A 15741-nucleotide genomic window follows, 5' to 3' on the forward strand; every position below is an offset into this window, starting at 1 on the left:
GCTACTCCACCAACACGAGCTGACCGTATCCGGCGGCCGAAAGGCGCTGCATCACCGCCACCAGCCGCTGCAGGTCGGTGCCGGCCTCGGCTCGAAGCACGATGGTGTCGGAGGTATTTTCGACCAGCTCGGCCAGCGCCTCGGCCAGTGTCGCCTCCGCGACCGACGTGCCGTTGAGCGCTAGATCGTCGGGGCCGATCGAGACCAGCCGCGGTGGCCCCTGCCAGCCCTCGCCCGGCTCCTGACCTACGGCGTTCAGCGGCAGCTGCTGGTCGAGGCCGAAGCGGGCCGAAAGCATGAAGAACACCAAAAGCAGGAACACCACGTCGATCATTGGCGTCAGGCTGATGCGGCGGCGTGGCCGGTCGAGATTGGCAAGGTTCATCTCAGGCCGCCTGCGAGATCGGTTCGACGGCCAACGGGCGCAGGAAGATCCGGGTCGCGGCGTCCTCCATCTCATGGCGCAGCCGATCGGCGACGCTCTCGAACCAGGTCAGCGCCATTGAGGCCGGAATTGCCACGGCCATGCCAGCGGCGGTGGTCAGCAACGCTTCCCAGATACCGCCTGCCAGCGCCGCCGGATCGGCGCGGCTGCCTGCCTCTTGCAAGGCCTGGAAGGCGGCGATCATGCCCAGCACCGTGCCCAGAAGGCCAAGGAGCGGGGCGATGGTCGCGATCAGCTCAAGCGGCCGCAGACCTGTTCTGGCGCGGGCCAGCAGAGCGCGGGCCACGCGCTCGGTTTCAGCCTGCGCTGCGGCGTCATCGAAATCCCGCCGCGCCCGCATCGCCGCGCGGACCAGCCGCGCCCGGCAGCTGCGCCGCCCCTCGACCAGCGCCAGCGCCTCGGTCTCCTGGCCGGCACCCCACTGCTCGACCGCTCGCCGGGTGCGCCGCCCACCGTTCCAAGCGCCAAGCAACGCAAGCCGCCAAGCCTTCCACAGGATCAATGCCAGCGTGATCACCGAAAGCGCCGCGATCGCCCAGATCGCCGGACCGCCCATAGAGATCACCTCCCAGCCGCCTTCGAGATCGGTGCGCAGGCCTGTCCAGACTTCGTTCATATGCGATTGCTTTCTTGTAGAGGATGCGCCCACAGGGCGGATCGTCATTTCCGGGTGTGGAGCCGAGGGAATGCGGATCGGCCAGACGACCTGCCGGTGCTGTGTTCGCCTGCTGTGCCGACCGATGAGCGGGACGACCTTCTTCGGCTGTTACCGAAGCCGATCCGGCATCATCGCCAATGCGCGCCCGTCCGCATGGCTGAGGATCGTGTAGGCGAGGGTGCTGGCCGCGTCATAGGTCGCGGTCGATGCCAGGGAGCGCGGCAGGTAGACGACCTGGTTCTCGCGGCAGGCATGCAGTGCTTCGCACCATGACGGCAGAACGCTTTCCAGAGCGGCCTTGGCATCGGCCGCCGTCTCGCCGCGATCGGCGCGATAGGTGACGAAGATCATGTCCGCGTCGAACCGCGGCAGCATCTCGGCCGAAAACGTCTGCCGCTGGTTGCCCTCGATGGCGTCGACGATCTCCGGAAACTCGAAGCCTGCGTCGCGCAGGACCTTTCCGAGCGTGCCGTAGGTGTTCCAGACCAGCAGCTCGCCGTCATGGCCCTGAATGACCGAGACACGCAGCGCGTCCGTGTCGATCTGGCTGCGGATCAGATCGAGTTGTGCCGCGTAGCGCGCCTCGAGTGCCGCGAGGCGGTCGCCGCGCCCCGTGAGCTCCGCAAGCTTGGCGTAGACATCGAAGTCGTCGGTCGTCGCGATGTCGAAGACATAGGTCGGCGCGATCCGGCGTAGCCGATCCACGTCGGCCGTCTGCCAGTTCGTCGTCACGATCAGGTCGGGATCGGCCGCGGCGACGCGCTCCACATCAGCGGGCAGGTTGCCCATGAACGCGATGTCGGAGGTGTCGAAATCTGTTCCAGTCGCCGTGGCAGAGGAGCGGATATAGGGCGTTCCATCCGTTCGCTTCCGTCCATGCGATCCGACCGGTTCGATCCCCAGTTCCAGCAGGGCAACCGTCAGCGAGGTGTCGTGCAGCGACACGATCCGCTGCGGGGTGCCGGGCAGGGTGACCTCGGACCCGGTGCCGTCGATCACGGTGCGGGCCTCCTGCGCGGCCGCGGGTGCGGCGACCGCGATCAGGGCCATGGTGACGACATGCTTCATGAAAGCACTCCTTGTCTCATGCTCAGTTCGCATCGGCGGACGTCACCGGGTCACCGTCGAGAGCGGTCTCGATCATCGGGACGATCCGCTCCACGGCGTAGGGGATCGACAGGAGCGATGCGTGCGAGAACGCGCCGGTCAGCTCCTCGTCGAGAAAGATCTCGCCGCCTTCTTGGGCGACATCGAGGAACTTGCGCGCGGGCAGGTCGAGGATCGGCTGCCTGTTCCCTTCCTCGGGAAGCCAGACGAGAAGATCGGTATCTATCGGCGAGAGATCCTCAGGCGAAAAGCCGACAGCGAATTCATTGCCGACGATCAGATCGTCGATCGCCTGCGGCGTCTCGAAGCCGAGCTCGGCGAGCAGCTGGGGACGCACGTCGTTCGAGGTGTAGGCCCCCAGATCGCCGCCCCACAGATAAGCAACGGCGGCGGTCTTTCCGGCCCAGCCGGGATGGGCCTCGGCTGCCGCCTGAAGCTCGGCCTCGACCGCGGCGATCCGGGCTTCGGCTTCCGCCTCGCGTCCGACGGCCCTACCGGTCAAGAGCGCGCGCTCGTCCCAAGGCAGGGCATAATCGCCGACGCCTTCGGGGACCGCCACGACCGGTGCAATCAGGCTCAACCGCTCGTATTCCTCGGCCGTGATGCCGGACCACAGCGCGACGATCACCTCCGGCTCGGCGGCGGCGATCGCCTCGAAATCGATCTGGCCGCGCAGGATCGTCGGGGTGCCCTCGAGCAGGGGCTCGGCCCAAGGCCAGACTGAGCGGGGATAATCGCCATACCAATGGCGAATGATCACGGGTTGCACGCCAAGGGCGAGCAGATCGTCAGCCCCGGCATAGTCCAGCGAGGCGACGCGCTCGGGTGCCTCCTCGATCACCGTGGTGCCGAACTTGTGCTCGATGGTCACGGGGTAGTCCTGCGCGAATACAGGCCCCGCAAGGCCGATGATGGTCGAAATGGCCGTGGTCAGGCGCAGCATGGTCTTCTCCGGTTGTGCGAAATGGGATGTCGAACCCGTGGCGACGGATCTCGTGGTAGGGGGCGGGCAGGGAGTGGACCGCAATACCCGCGCGCTTGTTCGGAGGCGTGTGCAATCATGTCCCGTCCAGCCCGTGCTTGCGGCGCAGATGGGCGCGCAGCAGCGCCTCGCGGCTTTCAGGGTCACGCAGGACGCAGGTCGAACAATATGCACCGCCTTCCGTCGTGTAGTAGCGGCAGCAGCCACCCCGCGCCCGGAACCATTCGGCGATGTCCGGCCGTTCGGGCAGATCGATCCGGAAGTAGCCGGTCTGGCGGGAATAAAGCGGGCTCTGTCGATCGCGCAGGACCGCATGGGCGATCTCCATGGCCTCCTCTTCTCGCCTGACGTGCTTGCCCTGTATCAGGAGCGCGCCCGACAGGGCGTCGCCGACGAGCCTCCACAGCGCCCCCCGCGACAGGCCCGAGCGATCGATGAGATACAGGACGAGCTGCGCGAGCAACTCGGGCAGCGCGGCACCCAGCATCGCGGCGGGAGCGCCGCAAGGCACGAGGTCTGACCCGGCAAGCACGATGTCATAGGCGCGGCCCTCGCCGCTTTGCTCATCGAGATGCCACGCCGCCCGGCGGGCGGTCAGCGCGACGGCATCGGGCGCGAGGCGCGCGGGTTGCAGGCCCTGCAGCGCGAGGGCCGCGAGCACCTCGCTGACAGCGAAGGCGACCCGACCCAGCAGGTAGGCCGCAGCAAGCTTGTCGTCGGCACCGTCCTGCGCCTGCATCTCTGCGGCAAGCCATGCCTCCAGGAGAGCCGCATCCGGCGCATCGAGGCGAAGCGCCTCTCCAGGTGCAGGGCCGGCATGCAGCCGTGCCGAGAAGGCGTCGCGCAGCCGGGGCAGGCGCGCGGCCACCGTCGCGACATCGGGGCAGGCGGCATCGACCAGGAGTGCCGTGCTGCGGGATCGTGCGTCAGTGCGTTCCAGCCGTATCATTGACGTCACAAGGTCTCCCTCCCTTTGGTGCGGAGGAGGAGCCACACGAAGAGCGGCACGCCGATCACCGCCGTCACGAGGCCCGCGGGGATCTGAACCGGGGCGAAGACGACACGGCCCGTAAGATCCGCCGTGCCCACCAGAAGCGCGCCGACCGCCGCTGAGAGGGCGAGTTGAAGCCCGACGCCGGAGCGTGCCAGCCGGTGGGCGAGGTGTGGCGCGACGAGGCCGACGAAGCCGATAGGGCCGACCATCGCCACGGCCGCCGCGGCGAGGGCCACGGAGAGCGTGACAAGCGCCATGCGAGTCCGGCCGGCCCGCAGCCCGAGCCCCACGGCCATCTCTGGTCCCATGCGCATCGCCGCCATCGGGCGGGAGGCCGCGACCAGGGCAGGGGCGAAGCAAAGCAGCGCGCCTCCCAGGACCGCCACCTCGCCCCAGCCCGCCGCATGGACGGAACCCGCGAGCCAGCCCAATGCCGAGAGCGCGCGGTCGATCTGCCCATAGGTCAGAAACGCCGAGGTCAGCGCGGAGATGAAGGCCGCGACGCCGATACCAGTCAGGATGAACCGCATCGTCGCTCCGCCCGATCTGCGCATCGCGATCCCTTGGATCAGCGCGGCCACCGCGAGAGCGCCGCCAAAGGCGAGCAGGGGCCGCAGCGCCTGCGGCAACTCGGGCCAGGCCACGATCGCCGCGACGACGGCAAGGCCCGCCCCCTGGCTCACCCCGACCAGTGAGGGATCGGCCAGCGGATTACGCGTAACGTTCTGGAGCGTCGCGCCCGACAAAGCCAGCAGCGCGCCGGCCGCCAGTGCGGCGAGGGTGCGCGGAAAGCGGAACTGCCAGACCACCGTCTGCGCCATGTCCGAAGGCGCCCGTCCGGCGAGGGTCACGGCGACCTCGGCGGCCTCGAGCGGGTAGCTGCCGGCCATCAGGCTTGCGAGCACGAAGGCGCAGATCAGGCCGAGCAGGACGGCCAGCACGCCGAGCGCCCGGATCGGCAGGGCGTAAGTGACCGACCCGTCGAGCCTAAGAAGCAGACCCGCGCTCACAGTCGTGCCCTCACCAGCCAGACGAAGAGCGGCGCGCCGAGGAGCGCCGTGATGAGGCCCGTCGAGATCTCGACCGGGGCCAGCACCATCCGCGCGGCCACGTCCACGACAAGGAGATAGCCCGCTCCGGCGATCGCCGACCATGGAACGATCCGCCGGTAGTCCTGCCCCGCGAGGAGACGCACGGCATGCGGCACCACGAGACCCACGAACCCCATCGGCCCGGCCATGGCCACCGCGGCCGCCGTCAGCGCCACCACGGCGAACAACGTGAGCGCTTTCAATCGTCCGATATTCAGCCCCAAGCCTATGGCGGTCTCTTCCCCCATGGCGAGCGCCGTGATTTGCCGCGCGACGGCGAAGGCCACGGCCAGCCCGGCGCCGAACCAGGGTAGGGCCCAGCGAATGACATCGCCTTGCGCGCCCGCAAGGGAGCCGGTCATCCAGACCCGCAACTGCTCGAAGCTCTGCTCGTCGAGCAGGTTGGCGATGGTCACGAGCGCCGCGAGAAAGGCCGTGACCGCCGCCCCCGACAGAACAAGCGTGATCGGCATCGCCCCGCCCGGCGCGGCTGCGGCGATGCCCCAGACGGCCATGGCCGCTATGACCGCCCCGAGGGCCGCGACCAGCGGGATCAAGGCTGGCGCGGCGAGGTCGAACACGCCCACGAAGAGCACGACTGCGAAGGAGGCGCCGATCAGCAGCCCGAGGATGCCAGGATCGGCCAAGGGGTTGCGCGTCACGCCCTGCATGAGCGCGCCCGACACCGAGAGCGCGGCGCCGACCATCGCCGCCAACAGCGCGCGTGGCAGACGCAGATCGACGATGACGACATGTTCGAAGACCGAACGGTCATATGACAGCAGCGCTTCGGCCACGACCGCGAGAGGAATGGTCTTGGCCCCGACCGAGACATGCCATGCGAAGGCGAGTGCGAGCGCGGCAAGCCCCAATACGGGTGCAAACCTGGCACGTCGCCACGCCGGGCGTGTCGGAAGCGACATCATTGCGCAGCAAGCCAGGGCGCGACGCTCTCGACCGGCTCGACAGCGGGCACGCAGACCGGGCGGCCACTCGCGGGATCACGCAAGACATTCGCCTCGAGACCAAAGACCTCGTCGAGGGCGGACGGGGTGAAGACGCTCTCCACGGGGCCATCGGTGACAATACGGCCGTCCTTCATCATGACGAGGCGATCGGCGAAGGCGGCCGCAACGTTGAGCTCGTGCAGGACGACAACCAGCGTCCGCCCTTCTTCCTTCGCAATGCGCCGCAGCAGCAGCATCAGGTCGACCTGCACCTTGAGATCGAGGAAGGTTGTCGGCTCGTCCAGAAGCAGGATGCCGGTCTCCTGGGCAAGAACCATGGCGATCCAGCAGCGCTGGCGCTGCCCTCCCGAGAGATCCGACACTGACCGATCCGCGAACTGGATCACGTCAGCGGCCTGCATCGCGGCATCGACGGCCTCGGCGTCCCGGCGCGACCATTGCCGCAGGAGCGACTGGTGCGGAAAGCGGCCCTGCGCCACCAGTTCGCGCACGCGCAGCCCCTCCGGGGCGATCGGTCCCTGCGGCAGCAGCGCAAGTTGCCTGGCAACCTTGCGTGTCGGCATCGCTTGAATAGGACAGCCATCGAGGCTGATCACCCCGACGCTGACGGGCAGGACGCGCGCCATGGCCTTCATGAGCGTGGATTTTCCCGAACCGTTCGGTCCGACCAGCACCGTCAGCGCACCATCTGGCACATCGAGCGACACGTCGCGGACGATCGGCGCATCCCCATAGCCGACCGAGACACCTGACACGCGAAGCCTGGGTGCAGCGCTCTCTTCAGGAGCGTCCGGATTGTGGTGTCTGGTCATGCTCTGCCTCCATCACGACTCATGCCTAAGCAAATCTGTCGGATTAAACAAGTTGACTGACAAAACTGGTCGGGTATGAAGGGCGCCGGAAGAAGGAGCTGTAGACGCTGATGTCTAACCGCCCACTTTTTCAACGTAATGCCCGATGGAGATCGTCGGGAAACGAGATGCTCAAGCGTTACTGAATCAGGGTAAAGCTATGTTCCTCGCCGCCTCGGACCCCCGCGTCGTCCCTGACAGCGACCAGCGCGCTTCGTTGGAGCCCAAGGACCGGCGGCTGCTTGCCCAGATGCGCCTGTCCGCGCTGCGCTGCCGGTCTCGGAGCCGGATCGAGCTGGCGCAGGCCTGTGCCATGGTCGGCACTCGGCGAGACATCCCCCCGGAAACCGTGCTCGATGCCTTGATCAGGACGTTGGGCGAAGCGCTCGGCCGCTCCCCCCGCTTCTATCGACCGACCGCCGAAGCGCTGTCCTTCGACGAAAGCTGGCTGCTGCGCCTGATCGCTGCTCTGCGCGACGACGACTTGGCCAGCGCCACGTTCCTGCTGCACAGCCGTGTGCCAGCGCAGGTTCGGCGATCTCTGGTTCATCTGGTCGTCCGTGTCGCGTCCGAGAGTGACGCGTTGACACGTTTGGCGGATGCGACAGATGATCCGGCATCCCCGAAGTTGGAAAGGATTGCGTTATGACACAGCCTGCCATCGAGTTGAGCCCCGACGCTCGGAAGGAGATCGCCGAGGCGCTGAACCAGAGCGTGGCGGAAACCGCCGTGACCACGATGCTCGCCCAGAATTTCCACTGGAACGTCACCGGCATGGCCTTTGGCGAATTGCATCGCCTGTTCCAGGAAATCTACGAAGACCATTTCCAGGCTCAGGATGACCTGGCGGAACGCATTCGTGCATTGAATGTCCATGCCGAGGGTCAGCTCGCTGGGATGCTTCAGCGATCCAAGGTCAAGGAGCATGACGGGCACCAGAGTGACCGTGAGATGGTCGAGATCCTGGTGAGGGCGCAGGAGACCATCGCCGCGACGCTGGGAGGGCTTGGCGAACTCGCGGCCGGCCACGGCGACACGCTGACCGAGGATCTCGCCATCGAGCGTGGGCGGACCCATGAAAAGTTCGCCTGGATGCTGCGCGCGCACCTCGGCTGACAAACGGCGGCCAAGACAGTCGAGCGGCGCCCCGAGGGCGCCGTTCTCCGTGTCAGATGGGCCCCCGGCGGCACGCGACCCGCTCATAGCCGCCCTCGGCCCGGTGCGGCCCGCTGCCGTGGCGCTCAGGTAGGGATGGGCGGCGTCACGCCCTTCTTCGCGCATTTCTTCAGATAGGCCGGGGTCCAGTGCCGGTAGCGGCCCAGATCGTTCTGCTGATGGACCAGCATCGTGACGAAGGCCTCGCGATGCGCGGGCTTCTTCAGCGTCTTGAACATCTTCTTCTGGGCCTTGGTCATCGAGCAGCCGATGCAGTGGCCTTCGCGGCGGAACTTGCAGACGTCGATGCAGGGCGAGGGGAGCTTCTTTGGCATTTGTCCTCCGGCAACCACAAAGTAGATGGGTGACCGTCTTCCGGAACATAGAAGATATGGCCGCGGGACAAGGCGAAAGGCACCGCCGCCATCCCTCGGCCTTCGCCCTGCGGCATCCTCCCGGCAGGGAGCATTTCCGAGGCCTGCGGCGATCGGACTTTCCATGTCCCCTACGATCAAGGTGACGGCCGTGACCCGATGAGCACGCATTGCTGCATACGGAGATGTTGTCGGCGGCCGGCAAGGGAGTGCATCGTGACGGATCTGAGACTGCGCGATGCGACCCTCAAGTGTCAGGCGTCGAAAAACCCCGGCGGGGTAGCAAGGCGGGACCCAGCTGCGTGGTCACCGGAGCCCACACCGTGGTCAGGCAGGGCGGGCGCCTCGTGCAGCATGACCGCAAATCGACGACAGCTGGCTCGAATAACCCGCGGGCAGCGCAATCCCCGGCTCTAGCTTGGAAGACATGCCGGTCTTGCTTTGACGCTTTCTTCTGGGGGCACGCAGAGTTTTGATCGGAAAGTAGGGCGCGATCGGGCGGGAGAGACCGGCTGTTTCCGATTCTGATACGCTGGTCCATGCGGTATCCCTGCAGCGTTACGTCAGCCAAGCCATAGGCCAAAGTACGATCTGCGGCAGCGCGGCGACCAGCAGCAGGACAACAATGTTGATGGCATAGAAGGGCAGAGCGGCGATGACGATTTTCTCCGCCGGAACCTTGGAGACATAGGCCGTGGCAAAAAGGCAGGTGCCAACGGGGGGCGAAGCGAGGCCGACTGCAAGGCTTGCCACCATGAAGATCAGGAAATGCATCGGATGCACGCCCGCGGCCACGGCGGCGGGCATCAGCACGGGGATCAACATCAGCGCGGCAGCGACGATATCCATCAACATGCCCACTATCAGAAAGATCAGCCCCATCAGTAGCAAAGTGGCAAAGCCTGAGCCGCCGAGCAGCGACAGGGCGCCCGAGGCTTTCTGCGGCAACATGTCCACCGTGAAGACGAAGGTTGCGGCGCTTGCCACCATCAGGATGAGAAGGACTGACCCCGCCGATTGCCCCGCCAGAACAGTAAGGTCCCAGAGATCACGCCACCCCACCTCTCGATGCATCAGGGCAGCGACGGCAAAAGTGTAGAGCACGGCAAGACCTGCCGCTTCGGTCGGGGTGACGATACCCGAAAACATGCCGGTCAGGATGATGACCGGCGCGCCCACTGAAGGCGCGGCACGTAGCAAAGCGCGCAGCATTCGGCGCCCATCGAAGGCGCTCAACGTGCCATAGCCATAGCGGCGCGCGGCAAAGACATTGTATCCGGCCAGCGCGAAAGCCAACAGAAGCCCCGGCCCGAGGCCACCGGCCAAGGCGCCACCCACCGATTGCCCAGCTGCGGCCGCGGCGACGATGATCAGGATCGAGGGCGGCACCAATGTCGCCAAGGTCGAGGTGATCAGTGTCAAAGCCGCCGAATAGGGCAGGGGATAGCCGCGGGATGTCATCGAGCGAATGGTAATCGGCCCGAGGCTTGCAATATCGGCCACCGAAGAGCCCGATATGCCACCGAAGACGAAGGATGAGGCGATGTTTACATGCCCCAGCCCGCCGCGCATCCGGCCCACCACTGCCTCCGCCGCGTCGAAAATTCGCTCCGAGAGGCCGCCGCGCTCCATGATCTGGCCTGCAAGAATGAACAACGGCACGGCAATCAGCAGAAACGAGTTGATTGACGTCGCCATCGACTGGGTCAGCATCGACAGGGGCAAGTCGAACCACCAGAGTGTGCCAACCGTGGCAAGGCCAAGAGAAACCGAGAGCGGTACGCCGAGAATGGCGAGCACGGCGAAAACAAGGAGAAGCGTCGCACTCATTCTAGTGACCTTCCATGACAGGAGCAGCGGACTTGGCTGTGCGATCAGCAAGCTGGTCGGCGTTGATCGCCTGTGCAGGTTCGCCGCGCTTCTTGCCACAGATCGTTTCGATCGCATGCACTGCGGCGCCGAGCATCGAAAGCCCGGCGCCCAGCACCAGCGGCACGGTAAAGAGCCACATGCCCACTTGAAGAATGGCCGACTGTTCGCCGAAGCGCAGCTGTTGACGCAGAAGTTCAGCCCCATGCCAGGCGACCAAAGCGAAAAGGATCATGGCTGCGAAAGGCGGCAGCAGCTTCAGCGCAGAGGCCGCACCTCCAGGCAGAAGTGAGGTCAGCACCGAGAGGGAGGGATGCGCGCCATGCCGAAATCCCGTCCCGAGGCCAAGCCAGATCGTCCATATGAACAGCAGCCGGGACAATTCTTCCGTCCAAGCAATGGATGCCCCCGCCAGCCGAGAGCCGACCTGCAAGGCGATGAGCATGACCATCCCGAGCACACTGACCGCTATCACAGTGTCGACGATGCGCCAGAGCACTCGGTCGATCCGTTTCATTTCGCCCCTCCCTTGGTGGAGGGCGGCCTCCCCGACCGCCCCGCCCTCAATCAGCCCTGCACGAACGCGAGGCTCTCGGCCATGAACTCGGCACCGATCTGGTCCTCGTAGTCCGAATAGATGCCACGAGCGATGTCCTGAACTCGCGCCAGTTCTCCATCGGCAAACTGGTTCACCTGCATGCCGGCGCCCTTTAGCTGTTCTATGATTTCCGCCTCTTGCGCGATCTCCTGATCATCATGCTCGGCGATCATTTCGGCGGCCGCCTCTTCCACGGCCGCGTGATGCGCCTCAGGGATCTTGTCCCACGCCTGTCCCGACAGCGCGACAAGGAAGCTGTCGGCCAAGTGCTGGGTCATGTTGAGGTGTCCCTGCACCTCGTAGAGCCGGTTGTTCCACGGCACTTCCACCGGGTTTTCCTGCCCGTCGATCGCCTTGAGCTGCAGCGCCGAATACACTTCGGAAAAAGCCATCGGAGTTGGATTGGCGCCGAGCGCTTTGAAGAGCGAGACGAAGAGCGGGTTGTTGGGAGTGCGCAACGTTACGCCCGCAAAATCCTCGGCAGTGGTGATCGGCGTCTCCCGCGTGGTCACATTGCGGAAGGTGCGCAGGAAGAAGCCCAGCCCATGGATGCCAAGCCGGTCGAGCGAAGCGAGAAGCTGCTGCCCCGGGGCGCCGCCGAGATAGTCGCGCAGCTGATCGTAGTCCGAGAACAGGTAGGGCAGCGAGATCGCATTCATCTTGGGCTCGAATGAGGCATAGACCGAGCTTGCAAGGATCAGCCCGTCAAGTGCCCCGGATCCGAGCTGGTTGACCGCAGCGTTCTGATCTTTCCCGAACAGCAGCCCGTCGGGAAAGACCTGGATTGCAACTTCTCCACCGGTCTTCTCGGAGACCAATTCGGCGAAGCGAGTGGCCGCGCGACCGACCGAACTTTCGGCCGGGTCGGGCACGGCAAGCCGCAGGCTGGTTGCCGCCCAGACGGGCCGGGCTTGCAGGCCCAGGCCAGAAGCGAGAGCAGCCGTACCTCCGATCTGCGCCATCATACGGCGGCGGGTGATTTTAACAGTCATATGGGTCTCCTCCCTTTTGAGACAGTTCAGTCGTGTAGCGATGTCACCGGCACGGGCAGGCCGTTTCGCCGCCTGAGTTCGAGAAGCAACGCCGAGTGATCGAGATCGCCGCCGCCATGCGCGACGAGGTCGGTGAAAAGCCGATCCGCCAGCGTCAAAGCCGGCAGATCGAGGCCGAGCCGTTCCGCGACGGCGCGCGCTGCCTGAGTATCCTTGATCTGGTACTTCGCCGGGCCGCCGGGGACGTAGTCGTCGGCGATCATCCGGGCTCCGTGGAGGTCGAGGATCCGCGAGGCCGCAAAGCCCCCCATCAGCGCCTCGCGTACCCGGGCGGGATCTGCGCCGCCCGCCTGTGCCAAGAGCAATGCCTCGGAGATCGAGACGATCGTGGTTGCCACAACCACCTGGTTCACGAGCTTGGTCAGTGCACCCGCCCCGGCGGGACCGACCAGGGTGACCCGGCCCATCGCATCGAAGATCGACCAGGCCGCGTCCACATCCGGAGCGGCCCCGCCCGCCATGATCGAAAGAGTGCCGGCCTCGGCTGCGGGCGTACCGCCGGAAACTGGGGCATCGATCCAGCGCAGCCCCAGCTTTTGGGCTGTGTTCGCCATGGCCTCGGCCTCGTCTTGCGCGATCGAAGACATAACGATGAGCAAGGTGCCCTGTGGCATCTTGCGCGCCGCTCCTGACGGACCGAACAACACCTCCTCGCAGACTGGTCCCGACGACAACATGACGATCACTGCATCCGCGCCCGTCACGGCCTGTTCGGGCGTGTGGGCCACAAGGATCCCGTGTCCCAATGCCCGGGCCTTGGCGATGTCTCGGTTCCACGCCCTGACGGTGAACCCCGCCCGTGCGAGGCTGCGCGCCATGGGTCCGCCCATCAGCCCTGTTCCAAGAACCGCGATCTGTTTCACGCTGCGATCCGGTCAAAGAATTGCACTGTGCCCTCCTCGCCAGGCAGGATAGCGGCCCGAAAGCGCTCGACATGCGCCGTGCGAAGGTGAGCTTCGAATGCGTGCCTATCGGCGTAGACCTCGTAGAACAGCACTTCGACAGGGTGTGAGCCGCGGTCGACGCATATGTCGAATTGGAGGCAGCCTGGCTCGTTTGCCAAGGAGCACGACGCGTCTTCTTGCGCGGCATCCAAAAAAGCTTTGAGACGCCGCTCAGGCAAGCTGAAGCGAGGCACGACGACAAAGCTCATTCGGCCGCCTCGGCAAGTTTTGGCCCCATCTCGCGGACCATGCGGCGCCGCAGCTCAACCACGTCGAGATCTTGCGTGAACTCGACATCCGACATGCGTACAACCTGATCGCGCGGGATGTCGTGCTTGAGCTTGACGTGATGCGCAAGCCCCATGGGCAGCGCGTCATGGGCTGTCGAGATCCGGGCAGGAATGGCCTTGGCCCAGGTGGCAAAGCCGCCTTCGCCATCGAGAAAGCTTCCGGCCTTGAGATCTGCCTTGGCGGTCGCCACCGCATCTCCGCGGAATTCACGGGGCGTACCGGTGGGTTCGCCGCGCAGCACTGCGGAAAGAACCGAGACAGAGGTTTCGAGGCCGATCAGGTGGAATGGCCGCCACATCGACCCGTACCACCCGGACTTGTCCGTCAGCAGACCGTACTGCTCGAAACAGTCGCGGGTATAGGCATCGGGGGCTCGGAAGGTGACGAACATGCCATAGCGGATGTTGTTGAACACCTCGCGACCATCTGGCTCTTGGCTGGCGGCAATATCGACAAGACCGCCAGTGGGTAGTCGCCCGCCATCGGTGGCCGGCTTGAATACCTGTGCGAGGTCGTGCAGTCCGGCGGGATAGAACCCCAACCCGTCGTCAGGACAGTCGAGACCGGTCCCGTTCGCCACGGCCGCCATCTCGATCGCCGCCTTGGTGCCGTCGGTGAAGGAATTGTACATCTTAGGGTTGAAATCCCCTTTCGCGACAAACTCCTCGGACCAGCCGAAATAGCCCCATACCGTGTCGGGGGTGGAGTAGCGGTATTCGGGCTGGAAGTTCATGCCCTTGCCAGCGGACACTAGTTCAAATCCGGTAGCGCGAACCCAATCCACCAGTTCGCAGATGAAAGCGGGTTGGTCGCCATAGGCCATCGAATAGACGAGACCTTTCTCCCGTGCCATGCGCGCCAAGATCGGACCGCACATCACGTCGGCCTCGACGTTGACCATGACGATGTGTTTGCCCCCTTCGATCGCCGCGAGCGCGTGGCGGGTGCCAGCAATCGGGTGACCCGTTGCTTCGATGATGCAGTCAATCCCCTCGAAGGCACACAGCGCGTTCGCATCCTCGGTGACGAAGGCGCGGCTCGTGTCATGAGCGTCGGAGAGAGAGGTCGCGGCATATTCCTCCTCAGTCCAGCCAGTCCGCTTGAGCGCCGCGCGCGCCTTGGCGCCATCGAGATCGGCGATGCCGACAATCTGATAGCCGTTGATCTTGCGCGCCTGCGCCAGCACCATCGAGCCGAACTTGCCGGCGCCGATCAGGCCGACGCGCACGGGTCGGCCGGCGGCATTGCGTTCGCTGAGCATGGTCGAAAGATTCATATGGGACTCCGTTCGGGCCTCTGCGGCCGGGATGGGCAGGGGGGCCGCAATACGTGCGACATGTCCTAATGGTGCTCCCCCGCAGGCCGGTATCGACCTGACAGGTGAATGATCGTCGCCACCTAGCCTGAGAACAATTTAACTTTTCTCGACGGCAGATTAGATTTTCTAATCTTTCTGCATGGGCTGTGCGGCCTGCCAGGAGTGCGCTTCGGCAGTGACCCAATCGATGAAGCGCCGCACCCGGCTACGGCGCAGGTTGGCGGGCGGGCAGACCAGCCACTGGGTAGTGATGCGGATCAGGGGAGCCTCACGAAGGGGTTGAACCAACTTGCCCGCGGCCAGCTCGCTTTCCATCATGAGCGTGCTCTCCAAGGCCATGCCGAGGCCCAATACGGCTGCATCCACCGCCATGTGCGAACGATCGAAACTCAGCCGCCGAGCCGTATTCGGGGCTGGCAGGCCCTGTGCCGCGAACCAGGCGGGCCACTGCACCTGCGCCTTGAGCGACTGAATCAGGCGATGATCAACTAGATCTTCGGGGCCGATCGAGGCCCCTTGCGCCAACTGAGGAGCGCAAACGGGGATGAAGCTTTCCTCTGCTAGTGGCAGGATGTGAAGCCCGGGCCACCGCCCCGTGCCATGGCGGATTTCCAGATCGACAGGGTCACGAGCAAAGTCCGTCGGCTCGTTGGTACCATCGAGGCGGACATCGATGCTTGGATTGGCCTCGAGAAACCCGGAAAGGCGCGGCAGCAACCACTTGGTGGAGACGGTCGGGGTGGCCCGGATGGTGAGTTTTGCCGTCGTGCGAGCGCCGCGCATCGTTTCCGTTGCGCGGATCAATCCCTCGACCTGGTCCGAAATCAGCTCGAAATAGCGTTCGCCAGCTTCGGTCAGCCGAATCCGTCGTCCTTGGCGGGTGACCAGCACAGTACCAAGCTGCGCCTCGAGGGCGCGCAGCTGCTGGCTGACCGCCGAGGCGGTGACGCCGAGCTGTTCAGCGGCGGCCATGACGGAGTTCAGCGTGGCGACATGGTAGAACACCGAGATGGCCCGGAACGGCGTCATGATTTTCTCCTTTTC

General features: G+C 65.3%; 18 protein-coding genes. 2 read left to right on the plus strand and 16 right to left on the minus strand.

Features of this window, described 5'->3' with window-relative positions; all coding sequences use genetic code 11:
- Window position 1 precedes the first annotated feature (1 nt).
- From AADJ02_RS14615 to AADJ02_RS14650, 8 genes are all read right to left on the minus strand, one after another.
- Window positions 2-385 (minus strand): biopolymer transporter ExbD, encoded by a 384-nt coding sequence (locus tag AADJ02_RS14615; protein WP_341213743.1) that lies wholly within the window; start codon window positions 383-385, stop codon window positions 2-4.
- Window position 386: 1 nt separating this feature from the next.
- On the minus strand, window positions 387-1061 hold the full coding sequence (locus tag AADJ02_RS14620) for a MotA/TolQ/ExbB proton channel family protein (protein ID WP_341213744.1): 675 nt from the start codon (window positions 1059-1061) through the stop codon (window positions 387-389).
- 150 nt (window positions 1062-1211) lie between these two features.
- Window positions 1212-2171: an ABC transporter substrate-binding protein gene (locus tag AADJ02_RS14625; protein WP_341213745.1), complete on the minus strand. Its 960-nt coding sequence runs from the start codon at window positions 2169-2171 to the stop codon at window positions 1212-1214.
- 22 nt (window positions 2172-2193) lie between these two features.
- Entirely contained in the window at window positions 2194-3153 is a 960-nt protein-coding gene (locus AADJ02_RS14630) for an ABC transporter substrate-binding protein (protein ID WP_341213746.1), read from the minus strand.
- A 115-nt stretch (window positions 3154-3268) separates the two neighbouring features.
- Window positions 3269-4141 (minus strand): (2Fe-2S)-binding protein, encoded by an 873-nt coding sequence (locus AADJ02_RS14635; RefSeq protein WP_341213747.1) that lies wholly within the window; start codon window positions 4139-4141, stop codon window positions 3269-3271.
- A gap of 5 nt (window positions 4142-4146) precedes the next feature.
- Window positions 4147-5196: an iron ABC transporter permease gene (locus AADJ02_RS14640; RefSeq protein WP_341213748.1), complete on the minus strand. Its 1050-nt coding sequence runs from the start codon at window positions 5194-5196 to the stop codon at window positions 4147-4149.
- Window positions 5193-6200 (minus strand): iron ABC transporter permease, encoded by a 1008-nt coding sequence (locus tag AADJ02_RS14645; protein ID WP_341213749.1) that lies wholly within the window; start codon window positions 6198-6200, stop codon window positions 5193-5195. Before AADJ02_RS14645 ends, AADJ02_RS14640 begins: the two co-directional genes overlap by 4 nt.
- Entirely contained in the window at window positions 6200-6952 is a 753-nt protein-coding gene (locus AADJ02_RS14650; protein ID WP_341213750.1) for an ABC transporter ATP-binding protein, read from the minus strand. Before AADJ02_RS14650 ends, AADJ02_RS14645 begins: the two co-directional genes overlap by 1 nt.
- Window positions 6953-7202: 250 nt before the next feature.
- On the opposite strand from AADJ02_RS14650, the gene AADJ02_RS14655 reads away from it, so the two are divergent.
- Together AADJ02_RS14655 and AADJ02_RS14660 are read left to right on the plus strand one after the other, a co-directional pair.
- Window positions 7203-7745, plus strand: coding sequence for a hypothetical protein (locus AADJ02_RS14655; RefSeq protein ID WP_341213751.1), 543 nt, complete (start codon window positions 7203-7205; stop codon window positions 7743-7745).
- On the plus strand, window positions 7742-8212 hold the full coding sequence (locus tag AADJ02_RS14660; protein WP_341213752.1) for a DNA starvation/stationary phase protection protein: 471 nt from the start codon (window positions 7742-7744) through the stop codon (window positions 8210-8212). The genes AADJ02_RS14655 and AADJ02_RS14660 overlap by 4 nt, the downstream gene beginning before the upstream one ends.
- Window positions 8213-8337: 125 nt before the next feature.
- Here AADJ02_RS14660 and AADJ02_RS14665 read toward each other — a convergent pair whose 3' ends face one another.
- The 8 genes from AADJ02_RS14665 to AADJ02_RS14700 all read right to left on the minus strand — a co-directional run bounded on the left by AADJ02_RS14665 (window position 8338) and on the right by AADJ02_RS14700 (window position 15726).
- Window positions 8338-8586, minus strand: coding sequence for a DUF1289 domain-containing protein (locus AADJ02_RS14665; RefSeq protein ID WP_341213753.1), 249 nt, complete (start codon window positions 8584-8586; stop codon window positions 8338-8340).
- Window positions 8587-9183: 597 nt separating this feature from the next.
- Window positions 9184-10455, minus strand: coding sequence for a TRAP transporter large permease (locus AADJ02_RS14670; protein ID WP_341213754.1), 1272 nt, complete (start codon window positions 10453-10455; stop codon window positions 9184-9186).
- 1 nt (window position 10456) lies between these two features.
- A complete protein-coding gene (locus tag AADJ02_RS14675) occupies window positions 10457-11011 on the minus strand; it encodes a TRAP transporter small permease (RefSeq protein WP_341213755.1) in 555 nt (184 codons plus the stop codon).
- Between the two features lie 50 nt (window positions 11012-11061).
- The gene (locus AADJ02_RS14680) at window positions 11062-12084 is read right to left on the minus strand and encodes a DctP family TRAP transporter solute-binding subunit (protein ID WP_341213756.1); all 1023 of its coding nucleotides are present in this window, start codon (window positions 12082-12084) and stop codon (window positions 11062-11064) included.
- A gap of 26 nt (window positions 12085-12110) precedes the next feature.
- Complete coding sequence (locus AADJ02_RS14685; RefSeq protein WP_341213757.1) at window positions 12111-13007, minus strand: NAD(P)-dependent oxidoreductase; 897 nt, start codon at window positions 13005-13007, stop codon at window positions 12111-12113.
- On the minus strand, window positions 13004-13297 hold the full coding sequence (locus AADJ02_RS14690; protein ID WP_341213758.1) for a putative quinol monooxygenase: 294 nt from the start codon (window positions 13295-13297) through the stop codon (window positions 13004-13006). The genes AADJ02_RS14685 and AADJ02_RS14690 overlap by 4 nt, the downstream gene beginning before the upstream one ends.
- Window positions 13294-14655, minus strand: coding sequence for a Gfo/Idh/MocA family oxidoreductase (locus AADJ02_RS14695; protein ID WP_341213759.1), 1362 nt, complete (start codon window positions 14653-14655; stop codon window positions 13294-13296). The genes AADJ02_RS14690 and AADJ02_RS14695 overlap by 4 nt, the downstream gene beginning before the upstream one ends.
- A gap of 168 nt (window positions 14656-14823) precedes the next feature.
- The gene (locus AADJ02_RS14700; protein ID WP_341213760.1) at window positions 14824-15726 is read right to left on the minus strand and encodes a LysR substrate-binding domain-containing protein; all 903 of its coding nucleotides are present in this window, start codon (window positions 15724-15726) and stop codon (window positions 14824-14826) included.
- Between the last annotated feature and the right edge of the window lie 15 nt (window positions 15727-15741).

The sequence above is a fragment of the uncultured Limimaricola sp. genome (assembly GCF_964022235.1).
Classification (GTDB): Bacteria; Pseudomonadota; Alphaproteobacteria; order Rhodobacterales; family Rhodobacteraceae; genus Limimaricola.